We start from the raw sequence: 20,068 nt of genomic DNA, 5'->3' as shown, positions 1-20,068 counted from the left end.
CGCGCTCCCGCGGGGCGCACGCGGTGGGCGGGACGTTCTCGGGCAGCGGTGTCACGGGGTCTCCTCCGGTCCGGGGGCGTACGGATGGCGGGTTCACCGCACGGTGGCCCGACGCGGCAGCAGCGGAAGCTCGACGGCGGTGCGGAGCATGGGCAGCACCGGGGTGCGCAGGCCGATGCTGAGGTCCTCCCACAGGCGGGAGCGGCCGTCGAGGAACCGCAGCAGCCGCTCCATCGGCACCGTGCGGAACAGACCGGTGAAGAACTCGGCGCCGTCCACCCGGCCGCTGTCCAGCGCGCGCAGCAGCACGGCGTCCATCGCCCGGTGCCAGGCCGTGTGGGCGGGCGGGGGGAGCGGGGGCCGGCCCGCCAGGAGGGCGGCCGCGATGCGTGCGGACTGCCGTTGGACGGCGGCGAAGGTGTAGCCGGTCGACGCACGGGTGGCGCCGCCCGCGGTCCCGATGCGGAACACCGAACGGCCCGTCCGCCGCGGGAACCGGCCGTCGGTCATCGGGATCGCGCCCTGCTCGACCGCGGTCACCCGGAACGCGTCCAGCCGCAGCACGCGCGCGGCGTACTCGCGCAACGCCCGCTCGTAGGCCGCGGTAGCGAGGATCCGGCGGGAGAACTCGGTGTACTCCACGAGCGCGGTGTGCTCGCTCAGCGGCAGCACGTACCCGAAGGACAGGCCATGGGCGGGCTGCGGGGTGCGGAAGTCCATCAGGTCCGCGGTCGTGGGATCGAACGACGGCCGCCGGGTGCGGACGAACCAGCCCCGGAAGTGCTGCTGGAGGGTGGTGCGGGCGGGCGGGAGCCGGGCGCCCGGACGGGAGTCGAAGGCCCAGCGCGCCCGGAAGGCCACCGGCCGCCCCGCCCCGTCGCGCCCCCGTACCTCCGCGCCCCCGGCGACGTCCCGCACGGACTCCACCGTCGCGCCGGTCCGGACGACGGTGCTCCGGCCGGCGAGCCGGGCGCCGACGAGCGCCTCGAAGTCGCGCGAGCGCAGCATCTTGTACCGCAAGGGCACGGGGCGGCCCTCCGTCGCCGTCCCGTCGGGGCCGTGCACCCGCAGCCGTTCCCATGACGCGGTCAGCGCGGAGTCGAACGCGCCGTCGGGCGCCTCCCAGTAGCACCAGGTCCGTTCCCGGGGCGTGAGCGGCCCGACGGGTGCGTCGACGAGCAGCACTCTCGGCTCCCGGCCGCCGGTCGCCGGTTCGCACAGCCGGTGGGCGAGCGACAGGCCGGCCGCTCCCGCGCCGACGATCACGACATCCGCGTCCCGCACGCCCGGACCTCCCTGCGCCTCGACGAGCCCGACGGTGATCCTTCCGCAGCAGGGGGCCGGGAGGCGGGGTCCGACGCGCGGGCAACCGGTGGGCCGGCCGGCACCGCGGCCTGCGGGGCCGCGCCGCCCACCGGTCGGCAGGACCGGAACGCGGGAGCGGGCGCGACCGGCCGACGCCGTGAGGGCAGGGCCCGCCCGCGGCGCCCGCCGCGGCGTACGCCAGAATCCTTTCCGACCAATCCAGGTGTCGCCCGGCGCCGAATCACTGGTGACCTTGTCACAGTCCGGAGGTGTCCATGCCCGTCGCAGCCCGCGGCGACCGATCCTCAGCGCCGCATACCGGTGCCCTGGAAACACTGCTCGACCGCGTCTCCCGCGGCGACCAGCACGCGTTCGAGAGTCTCTACACAGCGGTGGCGGGTTCCGTACTGGGCCTGGTGCGCCGGGTGGTGCGGGATCCGGCCCAGTCCGAGGAGGTGGCACAGGAGGTGCTGATCGAGGTGTGGCGGTCCGCGGCCCGGTACGACGCGCGGCAGGGCAGTGCCATGGCCTGGATCATGACCCTGACCCACCGGCGCGCGGTGGACCGGGTGCGCTCGGCCCAGGCGGCGGCCGACCGCGACCACCGGGCCGGGCTGCACGCCTACACCGCGGCCTTCGACGAGGTCAGCGAGCAGGTCGAACGGCGTCTGGAGCGCGAGCAGGTGCGCCGCTGTCTGGGACAGCTGACCGATCTGCAACGGGAGTCGGTGACGCTCGCCTACTACCGCGGGTACACCTACCGGGAGACCGCCGACCTGCTGGGCACGGCGCTGGGCACGGTCAAGACACGGCTGCGCGACGGTCTGATCCGGCTGCGCGACTGCTTGGGGGTGTCGGCATGAACACCGTAGATCTGCACACACTCACCGGTGCCTACGCCCTGGGCGCGCTGTCCGAGCACGAGGCGGCGGAGTTCTCCCGCCACCTCGCCCAGTGCGAGGCGTGCACCCAGGAAGTACGCGAGTTGCAGGAGACCGCGGCCCGGCTCGCCCTGGCCGTCGCCGAGGTGCCCCCGGCGGACCTCCGCATCCGCGTGATGGCGGCCCTGCCCGAGGTCCGGCAACTGCCGCCGATACAGCGCGAGGCCACGGTGGTCCCGCTGCGCAGGCGAGCGCCCCACCGCCTGCCCTACCTCGCGGCGGCCGCCTGTCTGGTCATCGCCGCGGTCGCCGGCGGGCTGGCCGTCAACGCCCGGCACGACGCCGACCAGCAGCGCGACCGTACCGTCCGCGCCGAGGAGCAGGCGGCCGCGGTCAGTGCCCTGATGGCCGCGCCGGACGCCACCTTCCACACCACGGCCTTCAAGGGCGGGGGCAGCGGGACCGTGGTGGCCTCCAAGCGGAGGGGGCAGGCCGCGTTCCTGTACCACGGGCTGCCGGCCCTGCCGAGTCAGCGGGTGTACGAACTCTGGTACAGCCGCAACGGCACCATGGTCCCCGCCGGGCTCGTCCAGCCCGGCCGCTCCTCCGGCACCATGCTGCTGACCGGCGGCCCCCAGGGCGCGGACGGGGTCGGCGTCACGGCCGAACCCCCGGGCGGCTCCAGCAGTCCCACCAGCCCGCCGCTGGGTCTCCTGCGGGTCTGATCCCCAGGAAGCAACAGGCGACCCCGGCAAGGGGCGTGTGACCTCAGGAAACGACGGATGACACCGGCGGCCGGCCCTCCCATGGCCGGCCGCCGGTCCCGTCGGCGCGCCCTGATGGGACCGCCGGGGCCCGCGCGCCGGGGCACTCCGGCCCATCGCGACCGGTCCGAACACCAGGGCCTCACATCGAGACCAATCCGCCCCGCCCCCGGCACCGAATCCCTCACCGAGCGGGCCGCCGCACCCCTGACGCGGCCCGCCCCGAGATGAGGAGGCACCTGCGGTGGAGCGTCGGCGGATAGCTGTGGTGGGCGGCGGGGTGGCGGGACTCACCGCCGCGTATGTGCTGCAGCAAGGAGGCTGCGAGGTGTCGCTGTACGAGGCGGACGACCGTCTCGGCGGGCACGCCCACACCCACGACACGACCTCCGGAGACGGCCGGGTGGTACGCGTCGACACCGGTTTCATCGTCCACAACGAACGCACCTACCCCCTGCTGCTACGGCTCTTCCACGAACTCGGGGTGGCCACGCAGGACTCCGAGATGAGCATGTCCGTACGGTGCGAGGGCTGCGGCCTGGAGTACGCCGGAGCCCGCGGTCCTGCCGGGCTGTTCGCCCAGCCGCGCAGCGCCCTGTGGGGGCGCTATCTGCGGATGCTGACCGAGATCCGGGCCTTCCACCGCGCGGCGCGCACCGCGCTCGCCGCCGAGCGCGGGGACACCCTGACCCTCGGAGGATTCCTCGGCGATTGCGGCTTCTCGCGGTATTTCGTCACCCACTTCGTGACGCCGCTGGTCTCCGCGGTCTGGTCCTGCGCCCCCACGACCGCCATGCAGTACCCGGCCGTCTATCTCTTCCGCTTCCTCGAACACCACGGGCTGCTGTCCGTCAGCGGCTCCCCGCAGTGGAAGACCGTGACCGGCGGCTCGGTGGAGTACGTCGGCCGGGTCGCCAAGCAGCTCACGGCGGTCCGCACCGGCACCCCGGTGCGCGCGGTGCACCGCGGGCGGGGCCGGGCCCGGATCGTCGCCGAGGACGGTACGGACCGCACCTACGACGCCGTGGTGGTGGCCGTCCACCCCGACCAGGCCCTGCGGATGCTCGCCGACCCCACCGACGACGAACGGCGGGTCCTGGGCGCGTTCTCCTACTCGCGCAACACCACCCTGCTCCACGGCGACACCTCGCTGCTGCCCCGCGCCCGCGGGGCCCGGGCCTCGTGGAACTACCTGATGGCCTCCTGCACCACCCCCGCGGACAAGGTGCAGGTCACCTACGACATGAACCGCCTGCAGCGGCTGGACACCCCGGAGGACTACCTCGTCACCCTGAACGCCACCGACCGGGTCGCCACCGACCGGGTCCTGGCGCGCATGGTCTACGAACACCCCCTCTACACACCGGAGTCGGTCGCCGCCCAGCAGAGCCTGCCGCAACTCGACACGGCGGTCACCGCCTTCGCCGGCGCCTACCACGGCTGGGGCTTCCACGAGGACGGCTGCCGCTCCGGCGTCCAGGCCGCCGCGTCCCTGGGGGTGCGCTGGTGACACCCCGCACGACCGCCCCGGCCGCCGTCCCCGCCTCCGACGTCCGCACACCCGCCCTCTACGAGTGCCTCGTCTCCCACGCCCGCACGGCCCCGGTGCGCCACTCCCTGCGCCACCGCACCTACCTGTGGCTGGTCGACCTCGACCGGCCGCCGCGGCTCCCGCTCGCGCTGCGCCCGCTGGCCCGGTTCGACCCCCGGGACCACTTCGCCGGCACCGCACCGACCATCCGGGCCGGACTGGAACGGTTCCTGACGAGCCGTGGGGTGCGGCTGGACGGCGGGCGGGTGCTGATGCTCGCCAACGCCCGGGTCCTGGGCCACGTCTTCAACCCGCTGACCCTGTACTGGTGCCACGACCGGAGCGGTGCGCCCGTCTGCGTCGTGGCCGAGGTGCACAACACCTACGGCGAGCGCCACTGCTATCTGCTGCACACCGACGAGCAGGGCCGGGCGGAGGTCGCCAAGGACTTCTACGTCTCGCCGTTCTTCCCGGTCGACGGCGCCTACCGGATGCGTCTGCCCGAGCCGGCCGGCCGGCTCGATCTGACCGTACAGCTGCGGCGCCAGGACACCAGGCCGTTCACCGCGACCGTGCGCGGCACCCGTCGGCCCGCGACCGCCCGGCACCTGCTGGCCACGGTGCTGCGCCACCCCTGGTCCACGGCCGCGGTCACGGCCGGGATCCGCCGCCACGGCATCGCCCTGTTCCTGCGCGGGCTGCCCGTCCAGCCCCGCCCCCGCCACCGTATCCAGGAAGGTATGCAGTGAAGACTTCCGTCTCGGACCGCACCGAAGCCGGTACCGCCTCCACCCCGGCCGCCGCACCCACCACGGCCCGGGAGCCGGTGGACGAGGCCAGGTGGCCGGATGTGGCGCGCATCCCGCGCGGCTCGGCCGGCCGTACCGCCGTGACCCGGCTGATCGTCCAACGGGCCCTCGCGGACCTCCCGTTGCGGATCGCGCTCGGCGACGCACCCGTCACGGGCGCCGAGGGCCCCCTGCTGCGGGTACACGACCCGGACGCCTTCTTCCGCCGGATCGGCGCCGACGGGCTGATCGGCTTCGGCGAGTCCTACATGGCGGGGGAGTGGGACACGGACGAGCTGGTCGGTGCGCTGACCGTCCTCGCCTCCCACCTCACCGCGCTGGTCCCCCGCCCCCTGCAGCGCTTGCGCGGAGCCTGGGCGCACCGCAGGCCGAGCGCACAGCGCAACACCCTGGAGGGCGCACGGGAGAACATCCACCGGCACTACGACCTGTCCAACGACCTGTTCGCGCTCTTCCTGGACCGGACCATGACGTACTCCTCGGCCCTCTTCCCCCAACGCCCCGCCGCATGGAGCGACCTGGCCGACGCCCAGCACCGCAAGATCGACCGGCTGCTGGACCTGGCCGGCGTCGGCGAGGGCACGCGCCTGCTGGAGATCGGCACCGGCTGGGGAGAGCTGGCCCTGCGCGCCGCCGCCCGCGGCGCCCGTGTGGTCTCCGTGACCCTCTCCCAGGAGCAGCGCGAGCTGGCCATGGCGCGTCTGGCGCAGGCCGGTTACGCGGACCGGGTCTCGGTCGAGCTGTGCGACTACCGGCAGGTGACCGGGGTCCACGACGCCGTGGTGAGCGTGGAGATGATCGAGGCCGTCGGCGAGGACTACTGGCCCGTCTACTTCGAGACCCTCGAACGTCTGGTGGTGCCCGGCGGGCGGATCGCGCTCCAGGCGATCACCATGCCGCACGACCGGATGCTCGCCACCCGCACCACGTACACCTGGATCCACAAGTACATCTTCCCCGGCGGCCTCATCCCCTCCGTCCCGGCCATCGAGGAGTGCGCCGCACGCGCCGGTCTCCACGTACAGGAGAACGACGGATTCGGCGGCCACTACGCCGAAACGCTGCGGCTGTGGCGCGAGCGCTTCACCCAGCAGCCCACCACGGTCGGCACGTTGGGCTTCGACGCGGTGTTCCGGCGGATGTGGGAGTTCTATCTCGCCTACAGCGAGGCCGGATTCCGCGCCGGCTACCTGGACGTACGCCAGCTGCTCCTGACCAAGGCCGCCACCGCGCAGGACGGGGGCCTTCGATGACGCGGGTCGCACCCCGTCTCGCCGCACTGCTCGCGGGGCACTTCGCGGGGAATGTGCCGGTGCGGCTGCGCGCCTGGGACGGCAGCGAGGCCGGGCCGAAGGCCGCGCCGGTCGTGGTCCTGCGCTCGCCCCGGGCGCTGCGCCGTCTGCTGTGGCAGCCCGGTGAACTCGGCCTGGCACAGGCCTACATCGCCGGCGATCTGGACGTCGAGGGCGACCTCGCCGACTGTCTGAGCAGGGTGTGGCGCTCGGTACGCGCACACGGTCCGGCTCCCGGCTCTCCCCGTCCGCGCCAACTGGCCCGGATGGCCCTGACCGCACTGCGGCTCGGCGCCGTGGGCCCGCGCCCGCCCGCCCCCGGCGCCCCGCGGGCCCGGCTGCGCGGCACGCTGCACAGCACCGCCCGCGACCGGGCCGCGATCAGCCACCACTACGACCTGTCCAACGACTGGTACGCGCTGCTGCTCGACGAGACCATGGCCTACTCCTGCGGCTACTGGCAGCGCCCCGCCGACCCGTCCTACGGACCGGCCGACGCCCAGCGCGACAAACTGGAGCTGGTCTGCCGCAAACTGGGCCTTCGCCCCGGCGCCCGTCTCCTGGACATCGGCTGCGGCTGGGGCAGCCTCACGCTCCACGCGGCGCGTGAGTACCACGCCCAGGTCACCGCGGTCACGCTCTCGCGGGAGCAGCACGCCTTCGTGACCGCCCGGGTGCGGGAGCTGGGGCTGAGCGATCAGGTCGACGTCGAACTCCGGCACTACCGCTACCTCACGACGGACGGCTACGACGCGGTGTGCGCGATCGAGATGGGCGAGCACGTGGGCGACGCCGAGTACCCGGGCTTCGCCGCCCGGCTGCATGCCCTGGTGCGCCCCGGGGGACGGGTGCTGATCCAGCAGATGTCCCGTGGCGCCGCCGCGCCCGGAGGCGGGGCGTTCATCGAGTCCTACATCGCCCCCGATATGCATATGCGCCCGCTGGGCGAGACCGTGGGACTGCTGGAGGCCGGCGGACTGGAGGTGCGCTCCGTGGAGTCGCTGCGCGAACACTACGCACGGACCATCGCCGCCTGGCACCACACGCTGGAGTCCCGCTGGAAGGAGTTCGTGGCGCTGGCGGGGGAACCGACCGCCCGGGTGTGGCGGCTCTACCTGGCCGGGGCGGGCCTTGCGTTCACCGAGCGCCGCATGGGCGTCGACCAGATCCTCGCCGTTCGTCCCACACCGGAAGGGGAAGCCGGCATGCCGGGCACGCCGTACGACTGGTATGCGGGAGACGTCCGTACATGACCGGAATTCCCTGGTCGGCCCTCGCCGTCAACCTCGCCGCGGCGGCCGCTGCCGCGTTCGCCGTCATGCTCACCACGTTCGCCGTCGCCCGGGCCAAGGGGCTGCACCGGCTGGTGGACATCGCCTGGGGGGCGGCGTTCACGGCGGTGGCGCTGACGACGTATGTCCTGTCCGCCGGTTACGGGGACGACGGCCGGCGAATCCTGGTCACGGTCGCCACGGCGGTGTGGGGGCTGCGGCTGTCCGTCCACATCGCCCGGCGCGGGCGTGGGCACGGCGAGGATCCGCGCTATGAGCGGCTGCTGGCCAGGGCCCCCGGCAGCCGCGACGCCTACGCCCTGCGCACGGTGTACCTGTTGCAGGGCGGGCTGGTGTGGCTGATCTCGCTCCCGGTACAGGTGGCTGCGTACGTGGCGGTGCCGCTGGGGGCGAGTGCCGTTGCCGGCGGGCTGTTGTGGGCGGTCGGCTTCGTCGTCGAGAGCGTCGGTGACGTCCAGCTCGCCCGGTTCAAGGCCGACCCGGACAACCGGGGCCGGGTGATGGACCGCGGTCTGTGGGGCTGGACCCGGCACCCCAACTACTTCGGTGACTTCCTCGTATGGTGGGGTCTGTTCCTGCTGGCCTGCGGCACCGCGCAGGCCGCCGCGGTCACGGTGGTCTCGCCGCTGGTGATGTCGTACCTGCTCACCTACGGCAGCGGTAAGCGACTCCTGGAGAACCACCTGGCCGACCGCCCCGGATACGCCGCCTACACCGCCCGCACCAGCGGTTTCCTTCCTCTGCCACCGCGTCGACGCCCCCACCCGGAGGACACCCGCCCATGACGACAGGCCCGGCCCGGCCCACGGAAACCGCCGACGACGACGGACGCGGTGCCCCGCACCGTCCGCTGGTCGTGCACCGCGCTCCGCACACGCCCCGGGCCGCGGTGCTGCTGATGCACGGGGGCCGGGCCGACGGCCGCACGCCGCCCCCGCGGCTCAACCTCCCCGCGCTGCGCATGCGTCCCTTCGGATCCGCGATCTCCCGGGCGCCGCGCGGGCGGGATCTGCTGCTGGCCTCCGTGCGCTATCGCTGCCGCGGATGGAACGGGGCACAGGCGGACGCCGCCCGGGACGCCCGCGGGGCGCTCGACGAGCTGGCCGGGCTCGCCGCCGACGTCCCGGTGGTGCTCGTGGGCCACTCCATGGGCGGCCGGGCCGCCCTCCACACGGGTGGGCATCCGGCGGTGAGCGGCATCGTCGCGCTCGCCCCGTGGTGCCCGCCCGACGAACCCGTCTCCCATCTGCGCGACCGGACCGTCGTGCTGCTGCACGACGAGCGCGACCGGATCACCGACGCCGAGGGCTCCCGGCTCTTCGCCGACCGCGCCCGGCAGTCGGGGGCCCGGGCCCATGCCGTCGCCATGCCGCGCGGCGGGCACACCATGCTCCGCGGCGCCCGCCAGTGGCACCGGCTGACCATGGAACTGGTCGCCGCCATTCTGGACGGCACACCGTTGCGGCTCCCGGCCGACGGGAAGAGTCCCGGGTAGCGGCCCGCGCAAGCGCGCAACAGCAGCCCCGCACGGCACCCCTCTCCGCACACGTCCCGTCAGTCGTCCACAGGGCACAGGCGTAGGGAGAGGCGCGCACGATCCGGCGCGCGGTTCCGCCGCCGGATCGCCGTGCCGGGGCTCTTCCGCGTGCCCAAGTCCCGCACGGGGAAGTCTTCTTCCGGGTGGGGGAATCCGTGTGCGCCCCTGCCCGAACGGGCCGTCAGGGCATGCCTCGACGGCGGTACTTGGCAAGGCCGGCGATTACGCGATCGTCGCTTTTCCGTCAAGAGAATCGCCGGAACCGAGCAAAAGAGGCAACTTACTGACCAGATTGTCGCGTCTTCCGTGCAGAGTCATCAAACGGGGCCCACAAGTGTGCCCCGTACCAAGGGCTCAGAAACCGGGCTTCGAAGGAGAAGGTATGCGACCGTTTGCGTTGAGCTACGCCCGTCCGGCGGTGAAATCACCGACCACCACCCCCTACAGCTATGACGCCACACGGCAACTCAACGTCCTCCCGGACGGCCGCCCGGCCACCTGTAGCCGGGCGGTGCTGCTGGCAACCGGAACCACCGCTTCCACCGCTGGTTCCAAGACCCACTTCGACGACTGAGCGCCGAAATGACCGTCCTGGTCCTCACCTGCGAGGAAGATTTGACGGCGGACATCGTGGTGTCGACGCTGCAGGACCTCGGGGTCCCGCTCGTCCGCCTCGACCCCGCCGACCTGCCGGGGAAAGTCGCCCTGTCGGCCGAGTACGCCGGCAACGACTTCCACGGATATCTCAAAGCGGGCGAACGCATGGTGAGCCTCAGCAGTCTGCGCTCGGTATGGGTCCGCCGCCCCGGCACCCCCGGGGCGCGCGCCCCGGAACAGTCCGCCTGGATCACGGCCGAGTCCGAACAGGCGCTGTACGGCATGCTCGCCTGCACCCCGGCGCGCTGGATGAACCATCCCGTGGCGTCCGTGCAGGCACGCAACAAGCCGTGGCAGCTCCATATCGCCCACCACAGCGGCTTCCTCGTACCCCCCACATTGATCACCACGTTCCCGGCCGTCGCCCGGCAGTTCGCCGCCGTCCACCAGGACCTCGTGGTGAAATCGGTCAGCGGAAAACACCCCGGCGACCCGCCCCTGGTGCTGCCCACCACGCGCATCAGCCCGGACGCGGACTTCAGCGGGGTCGCGGCCGGCCCGACCCTGCTCCAGCAGCACATCCGCAAGGAGGCCGACATCCGACTGACCTGCGTCGGCGAGCATCTCTTCGCCGCCCGCAAGAAGGCCGACCCCGAAGAGGTGGACAGCCGTTTCACCCAGCACGGCACCTGGGAACCTGCCGAGGTGCCGGACTCCGTCGAACGGGCGGTGAGCAGCTATATGAACACCGCCCGACTTGCCTATGGTGCCTTTGACTTCGCCGAGGACCCCGACGGGGCATGGTGGTTCCTCGAATGCAACCAGGGCGGCCAGTTCGGCTTCGTCCAGTTGGAGACCGACCAGCCCATTGCGCAGGCCATCGCCACCTGGCTGGCGGTGGAATCCCTCACCTGACCCCGGAGCGGCGGCCGGCCGCGGGACCACGGTCCCGCGATGCCGCGCCCGCGTCGCTTCCTCGCGTCCCGTGGTCCCGGCGCGCCGACGCTCCAGTACGGCGCGCTCCGGGCACCCATCGCCGTCCCCTGCCCGCTACTTGCTCAAGACGTTCGCCACCACGATGAACAGCCCGATCAGCACATCCACGCCACCGACCCGGAAGGAACCCGTCCAGCCCCGGCCCGCCACCCGGGCCGCCCACACCCCCCAGCCGAACAGCGCCACCATATTGAAGCCCAGGGCGACGTCGATCGCGCTCGCCTCGCCCCACCACTTCGCCTGGGCGCCGAGCAGCACCGCGATCGTCGGCACCATCGCGGCCACCAGCGGCCATTCGGTCAGCATCGAACGCACGGCGCCGGCGGTGACCTGGGTGTCCTCGTCCGTCCGGTGCGCGATGGAGTGGGCGTAGCCGTGCGCCGCGGCCGACGCCACGGCCGACAGCGCCACCCACAACGCGTCGTACCCGGGATCGGCCGGTGTGCCTTCATGGCCCAGCGCGGCCGCCAGCGCGCTGGCGAGCACCGATCCGTAGACCCCGCCGAACAGCAACCGCTGCAGGGGCTCCCCCCGTCTGGGCGGTGGCAGGGAATCGTTGCGAATTACGGACAAGGCGCCACCTCACAGGACCGACCGGGCTGCCCCCGCTCCGGGAGGCACACACGAGATGTAGCAGCCCCCGGGGCGGAACCGTTCGAAGCTGCGCCGACCGTCCCGGCGAATCACCTCCGCACCGCGGCGGCGCGGTCCCGTGGCGCGGCACGGAACCGCGGCCTCCGCCCGGCGGGCGGCAGCGGTGTCAGGCATGCAAGGTCAGGGCGGGGTGCGTGCCGTTGAGATAGTGGTCGCCGATGTCGCGGAGGCTGTGGGTGGCGGAGGCCCGCGCCGTCAGGATGCGTGCGTTGCGCCAGAACCTGTCGAATCCCAGGGCACCGGCCGGGGAGCCGGCGCCCTGGGTGAGTTCCAGGACGCGGGTGGTGATGTCCATCGCCGCCCTGCCGGTGACGGCCTCGGCCGCGGCGACGAGGACCGCGATGTCCGCGCGCTCGTCCACCCCGAGCTCCTGCCCCGCGAGAAGACCCCGTGCCAGCGCCTCGGTCGCCGACTCGACCACCGCCGCTGCGGTGTGGGCGGCCGTCACCAGTTCCCCGTACGCGAGAAGGAGGTAGGGATCCGCGCCCGGCCGGTCCGGGTACGTGCCCTCGTCCGGGCCCGGCGCCGTCCGGCCGCGCGGGGCGGCCCGGTTGAGGTCCCGTGCCTCGGCCAGCGCACCTTCGGCGGTCCCCAGACCGACGTGGACGAGGGCGAGCCGCATCGCCAGCGGGGCGAGCGTGGCGAAGGGGGAGACGGCGTGCTCGTCGCGGGGGACCGCGCCGAGCACCTCGTCGGCGGTCAGGGCGACGCCGTCGAAGCCGATACCGCCGGCGCCGGCGAGCCGCTGGCCGAGGCGGTCGTGCTCGGTATCGGCCGACACCCCCGGGCGGGACGGGTCGACACATACGATCACCGACTCACCGCTGTCGGCGCATACCGCGCCGAGCACCAGCCGGTCGGCGACCTGGACGCCCGCCGCGAGCGTCTTGTACCCGTGGAGCAGGTATCCGCCGTCGACCGGGGTGAGCGTCAGGTCGGGACCCGCCGTCGGCTCCGCGTCCGGGACATCGGTGCACCCGCCCCAGAGCCACTGCCCGGCCGCCGCCCGGAGTTCGAGAGCGTCGGCCCTTTCCGGGGTGCTGAAGAACCGTGCGCTCCACGACAACGCATAGTGCCGGCCCAGCAGTTCACCGATGGAGCCGTCCGCCGCCGCGATCTCCCGGATGACGGCGCAGGCGGTGCGCCAGTCGGTGCCGCGCCGAGCAGCGCCGGGCGGTGCCAGCAGCGCGGGCAGCCCCGCCTCGCGCAGCCGGGCGACCTCGTCGAACGGAGGCTTGCCCGCGCGGTCGCGGCTGAGGGCGTCGACGGCGAGATCGTCCGCGACCTCCCGGGTCACCCGGAGCCGGATTCCCTCGTCGGCAAGGGGGTCGACCTCTGTGCGGTCCTCCGTACGGGCGGGCCGTGCTGCGGATTTCCTCGGCATTGCGCCGTTCACCGTCCTGTCGGGTGTCTCCGGCACGCGCAGGGAGAGCGGGCCGCCGCCCGGAGGAACGCAACCCACCGGAATCCGCACGCCCACTTCACCCGCCTCCGGCTTCCCCAGTTTTCCCACTGGATTGATAGGAAAGAGGATGCGTCCGGACTGCGGGCGGATCAAGGGGCGTTCAAGGGATGGACAAGCCGGTCTTGGCATCCGGACCGCTAGGTCGCGGCGCTCTCCGGAAGTACGGGACCGCTACCCGCCGAGCCGCACGCTTCGTCGTGGCGCCGGGGTGTGTCCGCACACGTCCTACGGATTGGCCCAGGAGGCGGGGTCCTCGGTCAGTGCGGACACCGGGGCCGGCAGCTCGGCCGAGGCGACATCGGCCAGCGATACGCCGTCGAGGATCTGACGGACGTTGGCCCGCAGGGCGACCCAGAGCGGGAGCAGCGACTCGGCGGGGCCGGTGTAGGACAACTCCGGCGGGCGGACGCCGCGTACCGATACCAGCGGGCCGTCCACGACGCGGATGACATCCGCGATGCTGATCTCCTCCGCGGGCTTGGCCAGCCGGTAGCCGCCGTTGCCGCCGCGCTGGCTGTGGACGAGCCCGCCCCGGCGCATGTCGTTCAGGATGCCTTCGAGGAATTTATGCGGAATGTCCTGGGCGTGGGCGATGGCCTCCGCCTTGAGCGGCCCCGCCTCCCGGGCGGTGGCGAGTTGCAGCGCCGCCCGCACGGCATAGTCCGCTCTGGCTGAGATCCGCATGCTCCGCATTATCCCGTAAGGGGCAGGGCCCGGAAGCTCCGGGTGCACCCCGGCCCGCTCGCTCGGCACACCCCTCGTCCGGTTGCGAGCCCGGACGAGGGGACGGAGGCTCGACGTACGGCATCGACTCCGAGGTGAGTGTCGTGGCAGACAAAGGCGCGTCCATATCCGTGGCCCCGTCCTCGGCCATGGAAACGCGAGGGCCCGACAGCGTGGAAGTGGACCTCGTCGTCAACGGCGTCTCGCACGTTCTGGATCTGGAACCCCGGGTGAGCCTGCTGGACGCCCTGCGTGAGCACATGGCTCTCACCGGTTCCAAAAAGGGCTGTGACCAGGGAACCTGCGGGGCGTGCACGGTCTGGGTCGACGGGCGCAGGGTACTGGCCTGTCTCACCCTGGCCGTGACCTGCGAGGGCCGGGACGTGACCACCGTCGAAGGTCTCGCCGAGGGCGACGAACTGCATCCGATGCAACGCGCGTTCCTGGAGCACGACGCCTTCCAGTGCGGGTACTGCACCCCCGGGCAGATCATGTCGGCTGTCGCTCTCCTGGACGAGGGACACGCCCGCTCCGACAGTGAGATCGCCGAGTGGATGAGCGGCAACATCTGCCGGTGCGCCGCCTATCCCCATATCCGCTCCGCCATCCGCGAAGTGCGCGACCGGAAGGCAGGACAGTGACGTGCGTGCCATCAGCTACACCCGCGCGACGGAGGTGACCGAAGCGGTCGCGGCGGTGACCAGCGACCCCGGGAGCTCCTACCTGGCAGGCGGCACCACGGAAGTCGACCTGCTCCGGCTGGACGTGCTGCGGCCCCATCGCCTGGTCGACATCAACCGGCTGCCCCTGGCCGGGATCGAGAACCGGTCCGACGGGGGACTGGTCATCGGCGCGCTGGCCAGGATGAGCGAGGTCGCGGAGGCGCGGGCCGTCGTGGAGCGCTTCCCGATGCTCTCCCAGGCGCTGCTTCTCGGGGCCTCCGCCCAACTGCGGAACATGGCCTCCATGGGCGGGAATCTCATGCAGCGCGTGCGCTGCGCCTACTACCGCGACACCGAATCCGCCTGCAACAAACGCGTTCCCGGCAGCGGCTGTTCCGCCCTGGAGGGCGTCCACCGCGGTCATGCGATCCTCGGCACCAGCGAGCACTGTATTGCCACCCACCCCTCGGACATGGCCGTCGCGCTCGTCGCCCTGGACGCCGTCGTGCACGTGGAGGGCGCCCATGGCTCCCGCAGCATCCCGGTCGACGACTTCTTCCTGCTCCCGGGCGACACACCCGAGCGGGAGCACCCCCTCACCCCCGGTGAACTGATCACCGCGATCGAGGTGCCCCCGGCTCCCGTGGCGCGCGGATCGCTCTACCTCAAGGTGCGCGACCGGGAGTCCTACGAGTTCGCGCTCGCCTCGGCAGCGGCGGCGCTGGCACTGGAGGACGGGGTGATCCGTGAGGTCCGGCTCGCCCTCGGCGGCGTGGCGACCAAGCCGTGGCGCGCCCGCCGGGCCGAGGAGGCCCTCGTCGGGCAGCGTGCCGATGAGGACGTGTTCGCACGGGCCGCGGCCGCGGAGCTCGCCCCCGCCGTCACCCGCCCGATGAACGCGTTCAAGGCGGAACTCGCCCGGCGGACGGTGATCCGTGCCCTGCAGACCGTTGCCGCACGAGGAGGCGGAACAGCATGACCACCGGCGCCACCCTCACGGCCGTCGGCCGGCCGCTCACCCGCGTCGACGGTCCCGCCAAGGTCACCGGAAGCGGCCGCTACGCGGCGGAGTACACCCCGCCCGGCACCGTGTACGCCGCGCTCGTCGGCGCCCGGACGGCCTGCGGACGGATCACCGACATCGATACCAGGGCAGCGGAGAACGCGGACGGTGTGCTCGCCGTGCTGACGCACCGGAACCTGCCGAAAATCGCCGGCCCGCCCCACCTGCTTCCCTCCCTGGCCGGCCACGCGGCCCCCGGGGAGAGCTTCTTCCCGATGCAGGACGAGGCCGTGCACTACTTCGGACAACCCGTGGCCATGGTGATCGCCGACTCGTACGAACGCGCCCAGTTCGCGGCCCGGCAGGTCCATGCCCACTACGAGCGGAGCGCCTCCACCACCACCCTCGACGAGGGCCGGGACCAGGCCTACGAACCCGAGGCGATCTTCGCGGGGTTCCTCCCGGCACGCAGTGTGCGCGGAGATGTCGCGGCCGGTTTCCAGGCCGCGACCCAACGACTCGAAGCGACGTATCACTTCGCGGCGAACCACCACAATCCCATCGAGCCGTCGGCCACCACGGCGGTCTGGGACGGCGACCGGCTCACCCTCTACGACGCCACCCAGGGCATCGTGGCGAGTCAGAACACCGTGGCGGCGCTGCTGGGCGTCCCGCCGTCGAAGGTGCGGGTCCATGCTCCGTTCGTCGGCGGGGGATTCGGCTGCAAGGCCATGATCTGGCCGCACGTCACCCTGGCCGCCATGGCCGCGCGCCATGTGCGGCGCCCCGTCAAGCTGGCACTCACCCGCGAGCAGATGTTCACCTCGTGCGGCCACCGCGAGGAGCAGGAGCAGCACCTCGAGATCGGCGCCACGGACGACGGCCGGCTCACCGCCCTGCGGCACCACAAGCTCTCGCTGACCTCGCCCTTCGACGACTGGGCCGAACCCTCGCTCAGCATCGCCTCGCAGGCCTACGCCTGCCCCAACTACGAGGGTGTCTACCGGCTGGTCCGCAGCAACACCATGACGCCCACCTTCACCCGCGGGCCGGGCGAGACCACGGGCATGTACGCCCTGGAATGCCTGATGGACGAGCTCGCGTACCGCATCGGCGTCGACCCGGTGCAACTGCGGCTGCGCAACCACGCCGAGTCCGACCCCAACACCGGCCACCCGTGGTCCAGCGACGGTGCCCACGAGTGCTACCGCCGCGGCGCGGCCCGTTTCGACTGGCAGTCCCGCAACCCCGAACCCCGCTCCCGGCGGGACGGCAACTGGCTCATCGGGACGGGCATGGCCACCGCCGGCTACCCGGTGTTCTTCCCCATGCAGCCGCAACGGGCCCGGGCCCGTCTCTACGCCGACGGCTCCGCCGTGGTGCAGTGCGGCACCCAGGAGTTCGGTACCGGATCGGCCACCGCGATGACCCAGGTCGCCGCCGACGGCCTGGGGGTCTCCCTGGAGAACGTCCGGTTCGAGTACGGCGACACCGACCTGCCGAACGTCGCGGCGACGGTCGGCTCGGCAGGTGCCGGCATGATCAGCGCGGCGGTGCACACCGCGGCCACCACGCTCCGCGACCAGCTGATCGAGCAGGCGATCGCCGACCCCGACTCCCCGCTGCACCAGGCGGACCCGGCCGCCGTCGTCGTCCATGCCGGGCGGATGGAGCTCCGGGACCGGCCCGCCAGCGGTGAGTCCTACCGCGACCTGATGCAGCGTCACTTCATGACGGACATGGACGCGCTCGGCAGCTGGAGCCCGCCGCCCCCGGACGTGCCGTACGGGCTCGCCACCTTCGGCGCGCAGTTCGCCGAGGTCGCCGTCGACCCGGACCTCGGTATCGTCCGCGTGCGCCGGATGGTCGGCGCCTTCGCCCCGGGCCGGATCCTCAATGCCAGGACCGCCCACAGCCAGGCCATGGGCGGCATGCTCTGGGGAATCGGCCAGGCGCTGTTGGAGGGCACCGTGGTCGATCCCCGCGACGGCCGCTGGGCGAACGCGAGCCTGGGGGAGTACCTGGTACCGGTCAACGCGGACGCCCCCGACGTCGCCGTCGAGTTCGTGGAAGTGACGGACACGGTCGTGAATCCGCTGGGCGTCAAGGGCCTCGGAGAAGTCGGCATGGTCGGCGCCGCGGCCGCCATCGCCAATGCCGTCTTCCACGCGACCGGATACCGCGCCAGGGAACTGCCGATCAGGATCGAACACCTGCTGTAGGGCCGCCCTCGCCTCACAGACCCCGGACCGTGGCTGACCGCCCCCGGAGCCCATGACGGATGATGCCGTCAGGCGGCGGTCACCACGGAGGCGAACATGTACGGACAAAGCAGTACCGGACGGGTGCTGCTGGTGGACGATGACGCGGCGATCCGGCGGTCGCTAGGGCGCGGGCTGCGCCTGAACGGCTTCACCGTGGGGCTGGCGGAGGGCGGCCGGGCCGCGCTGGAGCGGATGGCCGAGGCGCCGCCGGACGTGATGGTCCTCGACATCTCGATGCCCGACCTCGACGGCATCGCGGTGTGCCGGCAGCTCCGGGAGAACGGCGACGACCTGCCCGTGCTGATGCTCTCCGCGCTCGACGAGGTCACCGACCGGGTCGCCGGACTGCAGGCCGGCGGGGACGACTACCTCGTCAAGCCGTTCGCCCTGGACGAGCTGGTGCTGCGCCTGCACGCGCTGCTGCGGCGCCGGCCGCCCGCCCCCACCGACGCCGTACACGTCGGCGGTCTGGCGCTCGACACGGCGGCCCACCGCGCACGGCTCGACGACCGGGAGATCGTACTGACGCGACGCGAGTTCGCACTGCTGGAAGTCCTGGCCCGCAACGCCGGGCAGGTGCTGACCCGCGACCAGCTGCTGGAACGCGTATGGGGCTACGACTTCGAGGTGCGCACCGACGCCGTGGACACCTTCGTCAGCTATCTGCGGCGCAAGCTGGAAGCCGGCGGGCGCAGCCGGCTCGTGCACACGGTGCGCGGCGTCGGCTTCGTGCTGCGGGACGACGAGGACGGGGCGGCGCGATGAGGCTGTCCACCCGGATCGCGCTCGTGGTCGGGATGGTGGTGCCGCTGCTGGTGGTGGTGTCCGGCTGGCTCCTGGTGCAGCTGGTGGGCAAGGATCTGCGCACCCAGGCGGACGAGCGTCTCACCGCCCGTGCGCAGAGCGTGGCCGTGGTGGCCCGCGGCCTGCTGCGCGCCAGCTCCCACGACCGGCCCCGCGCCGAACAGGCCCGCCAGCGGAAGCTGTTCACCACGGCCCTGGACGTCGGCATCCGGCTGACCGGCCCCGACACCACCGTCATGGACGGCCCGCAGCCTGCCGCATCCGTCCCCCTGCCCGCGCAAACCCGTCACCCGTCCACCGTGCGGTCCCAGGGCAAGAGCTGGCGGGTGCTGGCCGTCCCGGTCACCGGCGGCCCCCGGGTGCACGGGACGCTGTGGCTGTTCTCCCCCGACACGGCGCGCGAGGCCCAGCTCGTAGCGGTGCGCCGCCGGGTGGTCACCGTCGCACTGCTCGCCGCTCCGCTGGCCGGCGCCGCGGCCTGGCTGCTCGCCGCCCGCGCGGCCCGGCCGCTGCGCCGCCTGCAGCAGGCGGCCGGCCGGCTCGACCCGCACACCAGCGCCGCCCGGCTGGACCACGCCCCGACCCGGATCACCGAGGTCGACGACCTCGCCCGGACTCTGCAGACCTTCCTGACCCGCTACGACGAACAGGCCGCCCGCACCGCCGAGGCGCTGGCCTCGGCGCGCTCGTTCTCCGCCGCCGCGTCCCACGAGCTGCGCACCCCGCTGATGAGCATGCAGACCAATCTCGACATCCTGGAGGCGTTCCAGGACCTCGACGCCGCCGACCGGGCGGAGACGGTGGAGGATCTGCGACAGGAACACGCCCGTCTGCTGGGCCTCTTGGTGATGCTGAGAGCGCTCGCCCAGGGCGATCTGGTCGAGGCGGACTCGTTCACCGTCATCGACATGGCGGAACTCGCCGACGAGGCCGCGGCGGACGTCCGGCGCCGCTATCCGGGAGCCGAGGTGGCGGTCCACAGCAGCCCGGCGCCGACGATCCACGGATGGCAGCCCGGCCTGCGCTCGATGCTGACCAACCTCCTGACGAACGCGCTGGTCCACGGCCGGTCCGCCGATGGCGGAGCCCAGGTGACGCTCTCCCTCCGCGCCGCCGGGCACGAGGGCTCCCCCTGCGTCGTCCTCGGCGTCGAGGACCGCGGTCCGGGGGTGCCGCACCAGCGCCGGGAGGCGGTCTTCCAGCGGTTCCAGCGCCGTCCCGACAGCCCGGGTTCCGGGCTCGGCCTCACCCTGGTCGCGCAGCAGGCCGCCCTGCACCGGGCGAAGCTGCGGGTGCTGGACGGTCCCGGAGGCCGGGGCGCCCGCTTCGAGGCCGTCTTCCCCGCCGCGCCCGCCCACCGTCCGGTGCACCCGGCACTGCCCGCGCACCGGGACTGGCTGGCCGACCCTGCGAAGCGGCCACAAGGTTTCCACAAAGAACATCCCTAACTTCTCCTCGCGGACGGGCACCGTGCCCGCCACGCTCGTGA

General features: G+C 72.8%; 19 protein-coding genes. 15 read left to right on the top strand and 4 right to left on the bottom strand.

All coding sequences use genetic code 11. From position 1 onward, the window contains the following. Positions 1-93 precede the first annotated feature (93 nt). Positions 94-1,284 (bottom strand): lycopene cyclase family protein, encoded by a 1,191-nt coding sequence (locus Scani_RS10080; protein WP_159472567.1) that lies wholly within the window; start codon positions 1,282-1,284, stop codon positions 94-96. Positions 1,285-1,580: 296 nt separating this feature from the next. Here Scani_RS10080 and sigK point away from each other — a divergent pair, with 296 nt between their 5' ends. From sigK to tgmB, 10 genes are all read left to right on the top strand, one after another. Further along, a complete protein-coding gene (gene sigK, locus Scani_RS10075) occupies positions 1,581-2,168 on the top strand; it encodes an ECF RNA polymerase sigma factor SigK (protein WP_159472564.1) in 588 nt (195 codons plus the stop codon). Beyond that, positions 2,165-2,911, top strand: coding sequence for an anti-sigma factor (locus Scani_RS10070; RefSeq protein ID WP_159472561.1), 747 nt, complete (start codon positions 2,165-2,167; stop codon positions 2,909-2,911). The genes sigK and Scani_RS10070 overlap by 4 nt, the downstream gene beginning before the upstream one ends. 283 nt (positions 2,912-3,194) lie before the next feature. Next, complete coding sequence (locus Scani_RS10065) at positions 3,195-4,460, top strand: NAD(P)/FAD-dependent oxidoreductase (RefSeq protein ID WP_159472558.1); 1,266 nt, start codon at positions 3,195-3,197, stop codon at positions 4,458-4,460. Further along, entirely contained in the window at positions 4,457-5,230 is a 774-nt protein-coding gene (locus tag Scani_RS10060) for a DUF1365 domain-containing protein (protein WP_159472555.1), read from the top strand. Before Scani_RS10065 ends, Scani_RS10060 begins: the two co-directional genes overlap by 4 nt. Next, a complete protein-coding gene (locus Scani_RS10055) occupies positions 5,227-6,543 on the top strand; it encodes an SAM-dependent methyltransferase (protein WP_159472551.1) in 1,317 nt (438 codons plus the stop codon). The genes Scani_RS10060 and Scani_RS10055 overlap by 4 nt, the downstream gene beginning before the upstream one ends. Then, positions 6,540-7,835 carry a class I SAM-dependent methyltransferase gene (locus Scani_RS10050; protein ID WP_159472548.1) on the top strand — a complete coding sequence of 432 codons (1,296 nt, stop codon included), beginning with the start codon at positions 6,540-6,542 and terminating at the stop codon, positions 7,833-7,835. Before Scani_RS10055 ends, Scani_RS10050 begins: the two co-directional genes overlap by 4 nt. Beyond that, a complete protein-coding gene (locus Scani_RS10045; protein ID WP_159472545.1) occupies positions 7,832-8,659 on the top strand; it encodes a DUF1295 domain-containing protein in 828 nt (275 codons plus the stop codon). The genes Scani_RS10050 and Scani_RS10045 overlap by 4 nt, the downstream gene beginning before the upstream one ends. Then, entirely contained in the window at positions 8,656-9,369 is a 714-nt protein-coding gene (locus Scani_RS10040) for an alpha/beta hydrolase (protein WP_159472542.1), read from the top strand. Before Scani_RS10045 ends, Scani_RS10040 begins: the two co-directional genes overlap by 4 nt. A 424-nt stretch (positions 9,370-9,793) precedes the next feature. Next, a complete protein-coding gene (gene tgmA, locus Scani_RS10035) occupies positions 9,794-9,985 on the top strand; it encodes a putative ATP-grasp-modified RiPP (RefSeq protein ID WP_030079154.1) in 192 nt (63 codons plus the stop codon). A gap of 8 nt (positions 9,986-9,993) precedes the next feature. Beyond that, positions 9,994-10,923, top strand: a complete 930-nt coding sequence (gene tgmB, locus Scani_RS10030; RefSeq protein ID WP_159472539.1) for an ATP-grasp ribosomal peptide maturase — start codon at positions 9,994-9,996, stop codon at positions 10,921-10,923. A gap of 135 nt (positions 10,924-11,058) precedes the next feature. On the opposite strand, the gene Scani_RS10025 is transcribed toward tgmB, so the two are convergent. The 3 genes from Scani_RS10025 to Scani_RS10015 all read right to left on the bottom strand — a co-directional run bounded on the left by Scani_RS10025 (position 11,059) and on the right by Scani_RS10015 (position 13,807). Continuing rightward, positions 11,059-11,577 carry a hypothetical protein gene (locus Scani_RS10025; protein ID WP_159472536.1) on the bottom strand — a complete coding sequence of 173 codons (519 nt, stop codon included), beginning with the start codon at positions 11,575-11,577 and terminating at the stop codon, positions 11,059-11,061. A 187-nt stretch (positions 11,578-11,764) separates the two neighbouring features. Continuing rightward, positions 11,765-13,042, bottom strand: coding sequence for an acyl-CoA dehydrogenase family protein (locus Scani_RS10020; RefSeq protein WP_159472533.1), 1,278 nt, complete (start codon positions 13,040-13,042; stop codon positions 11,765-11,767). A 306-nt stretch (positions 13,043-13,348) separates the two neighbouring features. Continuing rightward, entirely contained in the window at positions 13,349-13,807 is a 459-nt protein-coding gene (locus Scani_RS10015) for an RrF2 family transcriptional regulator (protein WP_159472530.1), read from the bottom strand. 143 nt (positions 13,808-13,950) lie between these two features. Between Scani_RS10015 and Scani_RS10010 the strand changes: the two genes are divergently transcribed. The 5 genes from Scani_RS10010 to Scani_RS09990 all read left to right on the top strand — a co-directional run bounded on the left by Scani_RS10010 (position 13,951) and on the right by Scani_RS09990 (position 20,027). Further along, positions 13,951-14,487 (top strand): (2Fe-2S)-binding protein, encoded by a 537-nt coding sequence (locus tag Scani_RS10010; RefSeq protein ID WP_246295677.1) that lies wholly within the window; start codon positions 13,951-13,953, stop codon positions 14,485-14,487. Between the two features lies 1 nt (position 14,488). After that, on the top strand, positions 14,489-15,487 hold the full coding sequence (locus Scani_RS10005) for an FAD binding domain-containing protein (RefSeq protein WP_159472527.1): 999 nt from the start codon (positions 14,489-14,491) through the stop codon (positions 15,485-15,487). Then, entirely contained in the window at positions 15,484-17,733 is a 2,250-nt protein-coding gene (locus Scani_RS10000; RefSeq protein WP_159472524.1) for a xanthine dehydrogenase family protein molybdopterin-binding subunit, read from the top strand. Before Scani_RS10005 ends, Scani_RS10000 begins: the two co-directional genes overlap by 4 nt. Positions 17,734-17,829: 96 nt before the next feature. Beyond that, positions 17,830-18,540, top strand: a complete 711-nt coding sequence (locus tag Scani_RS09995; RefSeq protein WP_159472522.1) for a response regulator transcription factor — start codon at positions 17,830-17,832, stop codon at positions 18,538-18,540. Further along, complete coding sequence (locus Scani_RS09990) at positions 18,537-20,027, top strand: sensor histidine kinase (RefSeq protein ID WP_159472519.1); 1,491 nt, start codon at positions 18,537-18,539, stop codon at positions 20,025-20,027. Before Scani_RS09995 ends, Scani_RS09990 begins: the two co-directional genes overlap by 4 nt. Positions 20,028-20,068 lie beyond the last annotated feature (41 nt).

The sequence above is a fragment of the Streptomyces caniferus genome (assembly GCF_009811555.1).
Taxonomy (GTDB): domain Bacteria; phylum Actinomycetota; class Actinomycetes; order Streptomycetales; family Streptomycetaceae; genus Streptomyces; species Streptomyces caniferus.
The sequence above is the reverse complement of the archived record's forward strand: the minus strand, read 5'-3'. Positions and strand labels throughout refer to the sequence as shown.

Excerpts from the sequence above, each read along its gene's own strand:
- sigK (WP_159472564.1), top strand. The coding sequence starts at position 1,581 with ATGCCCGTCGCAGCCCGCGGCGACCGATCCTCAGCGCCGCATACCGGT.
- Scani_RS10070 (WP_159472561.1), top strand. The coding sequence starts at position 2,165 with ATGAACACCGTAGATCTGCACACACTCACCGGTGCCTACGCCCTGGGC.
- Scani_RS10050 (WP_159472548.1), top strand. The coding sequence starts at position 6,540 with ATGACGCGGGTCGCACCCCGTCTCGCCGCACTGCTCGCGGGGCACTTC.
- Scani_RS10045 (WP_159472545.1), top strand. The coding sequence starts at position 7,832 with ATGACCGGAATTCCCTGGTCGGCCCTCGCCGTCAACCTCGCCGCGGCG.
- Scani_RS10040 (WP_159472542.1), top strand. The coding sequence starts at position 8,656 with ATGACGACAGGCCCGGCCCGGCCCACGGAAACCGCCGACGACGACGGA.
- tgmA (WP_030079154.1), top strand. The coding sequence starts at position 9,794 with ATGCGACCGTTTGCGTTGAGCTACGCCCGTCCGGCGGTGAAATCACCG.
- tgmB (WP_159472539.1), top strand. The coding sequence starts at position 9,994 with ATGACCGTCCTGGTCCTCACCTGCGAGGAAGATTTGACGGCGGACATC.
- Scani_RS10020 (WP_159472533.1), bottom strand. The coding sequence starts at position 13,042 with ATGCCGAGGAAATCCGCAGCACGGCCCGCCCGTACGGAGGACCGCACA.
- Scani_RS10015 (WP_159472530.1), bottom strand. The coding sequence starts at position 13,807 with ATGCGGATCTCAGCCAGAGCGGACTATGCCGTGCGGGCGGCGCTGCAA.
- Scani_RS10000 (WP_159472524.1), top strand. The coding sequence starts at position 15,484 with ATGACCACCGGCGCCACCCTCACGGCCGTCGGCCGGCCGCTCACCCGC.
- Scani_RS09995 (WP_159472522.1), top strand. The coding sequence starts at position 17,830 with ATGTACGGACAAAGCAGTACCGGACGGGTGCTGCTGGTGGACGATGAC.
- Scani_RS09990 (WP_159472519.1), top strand. The coding sequence starts at position 18,537 with ATGAGGCTGTCCACCCGGATCGCGCTCGTGGTCGGGATGGTGGTGCCG.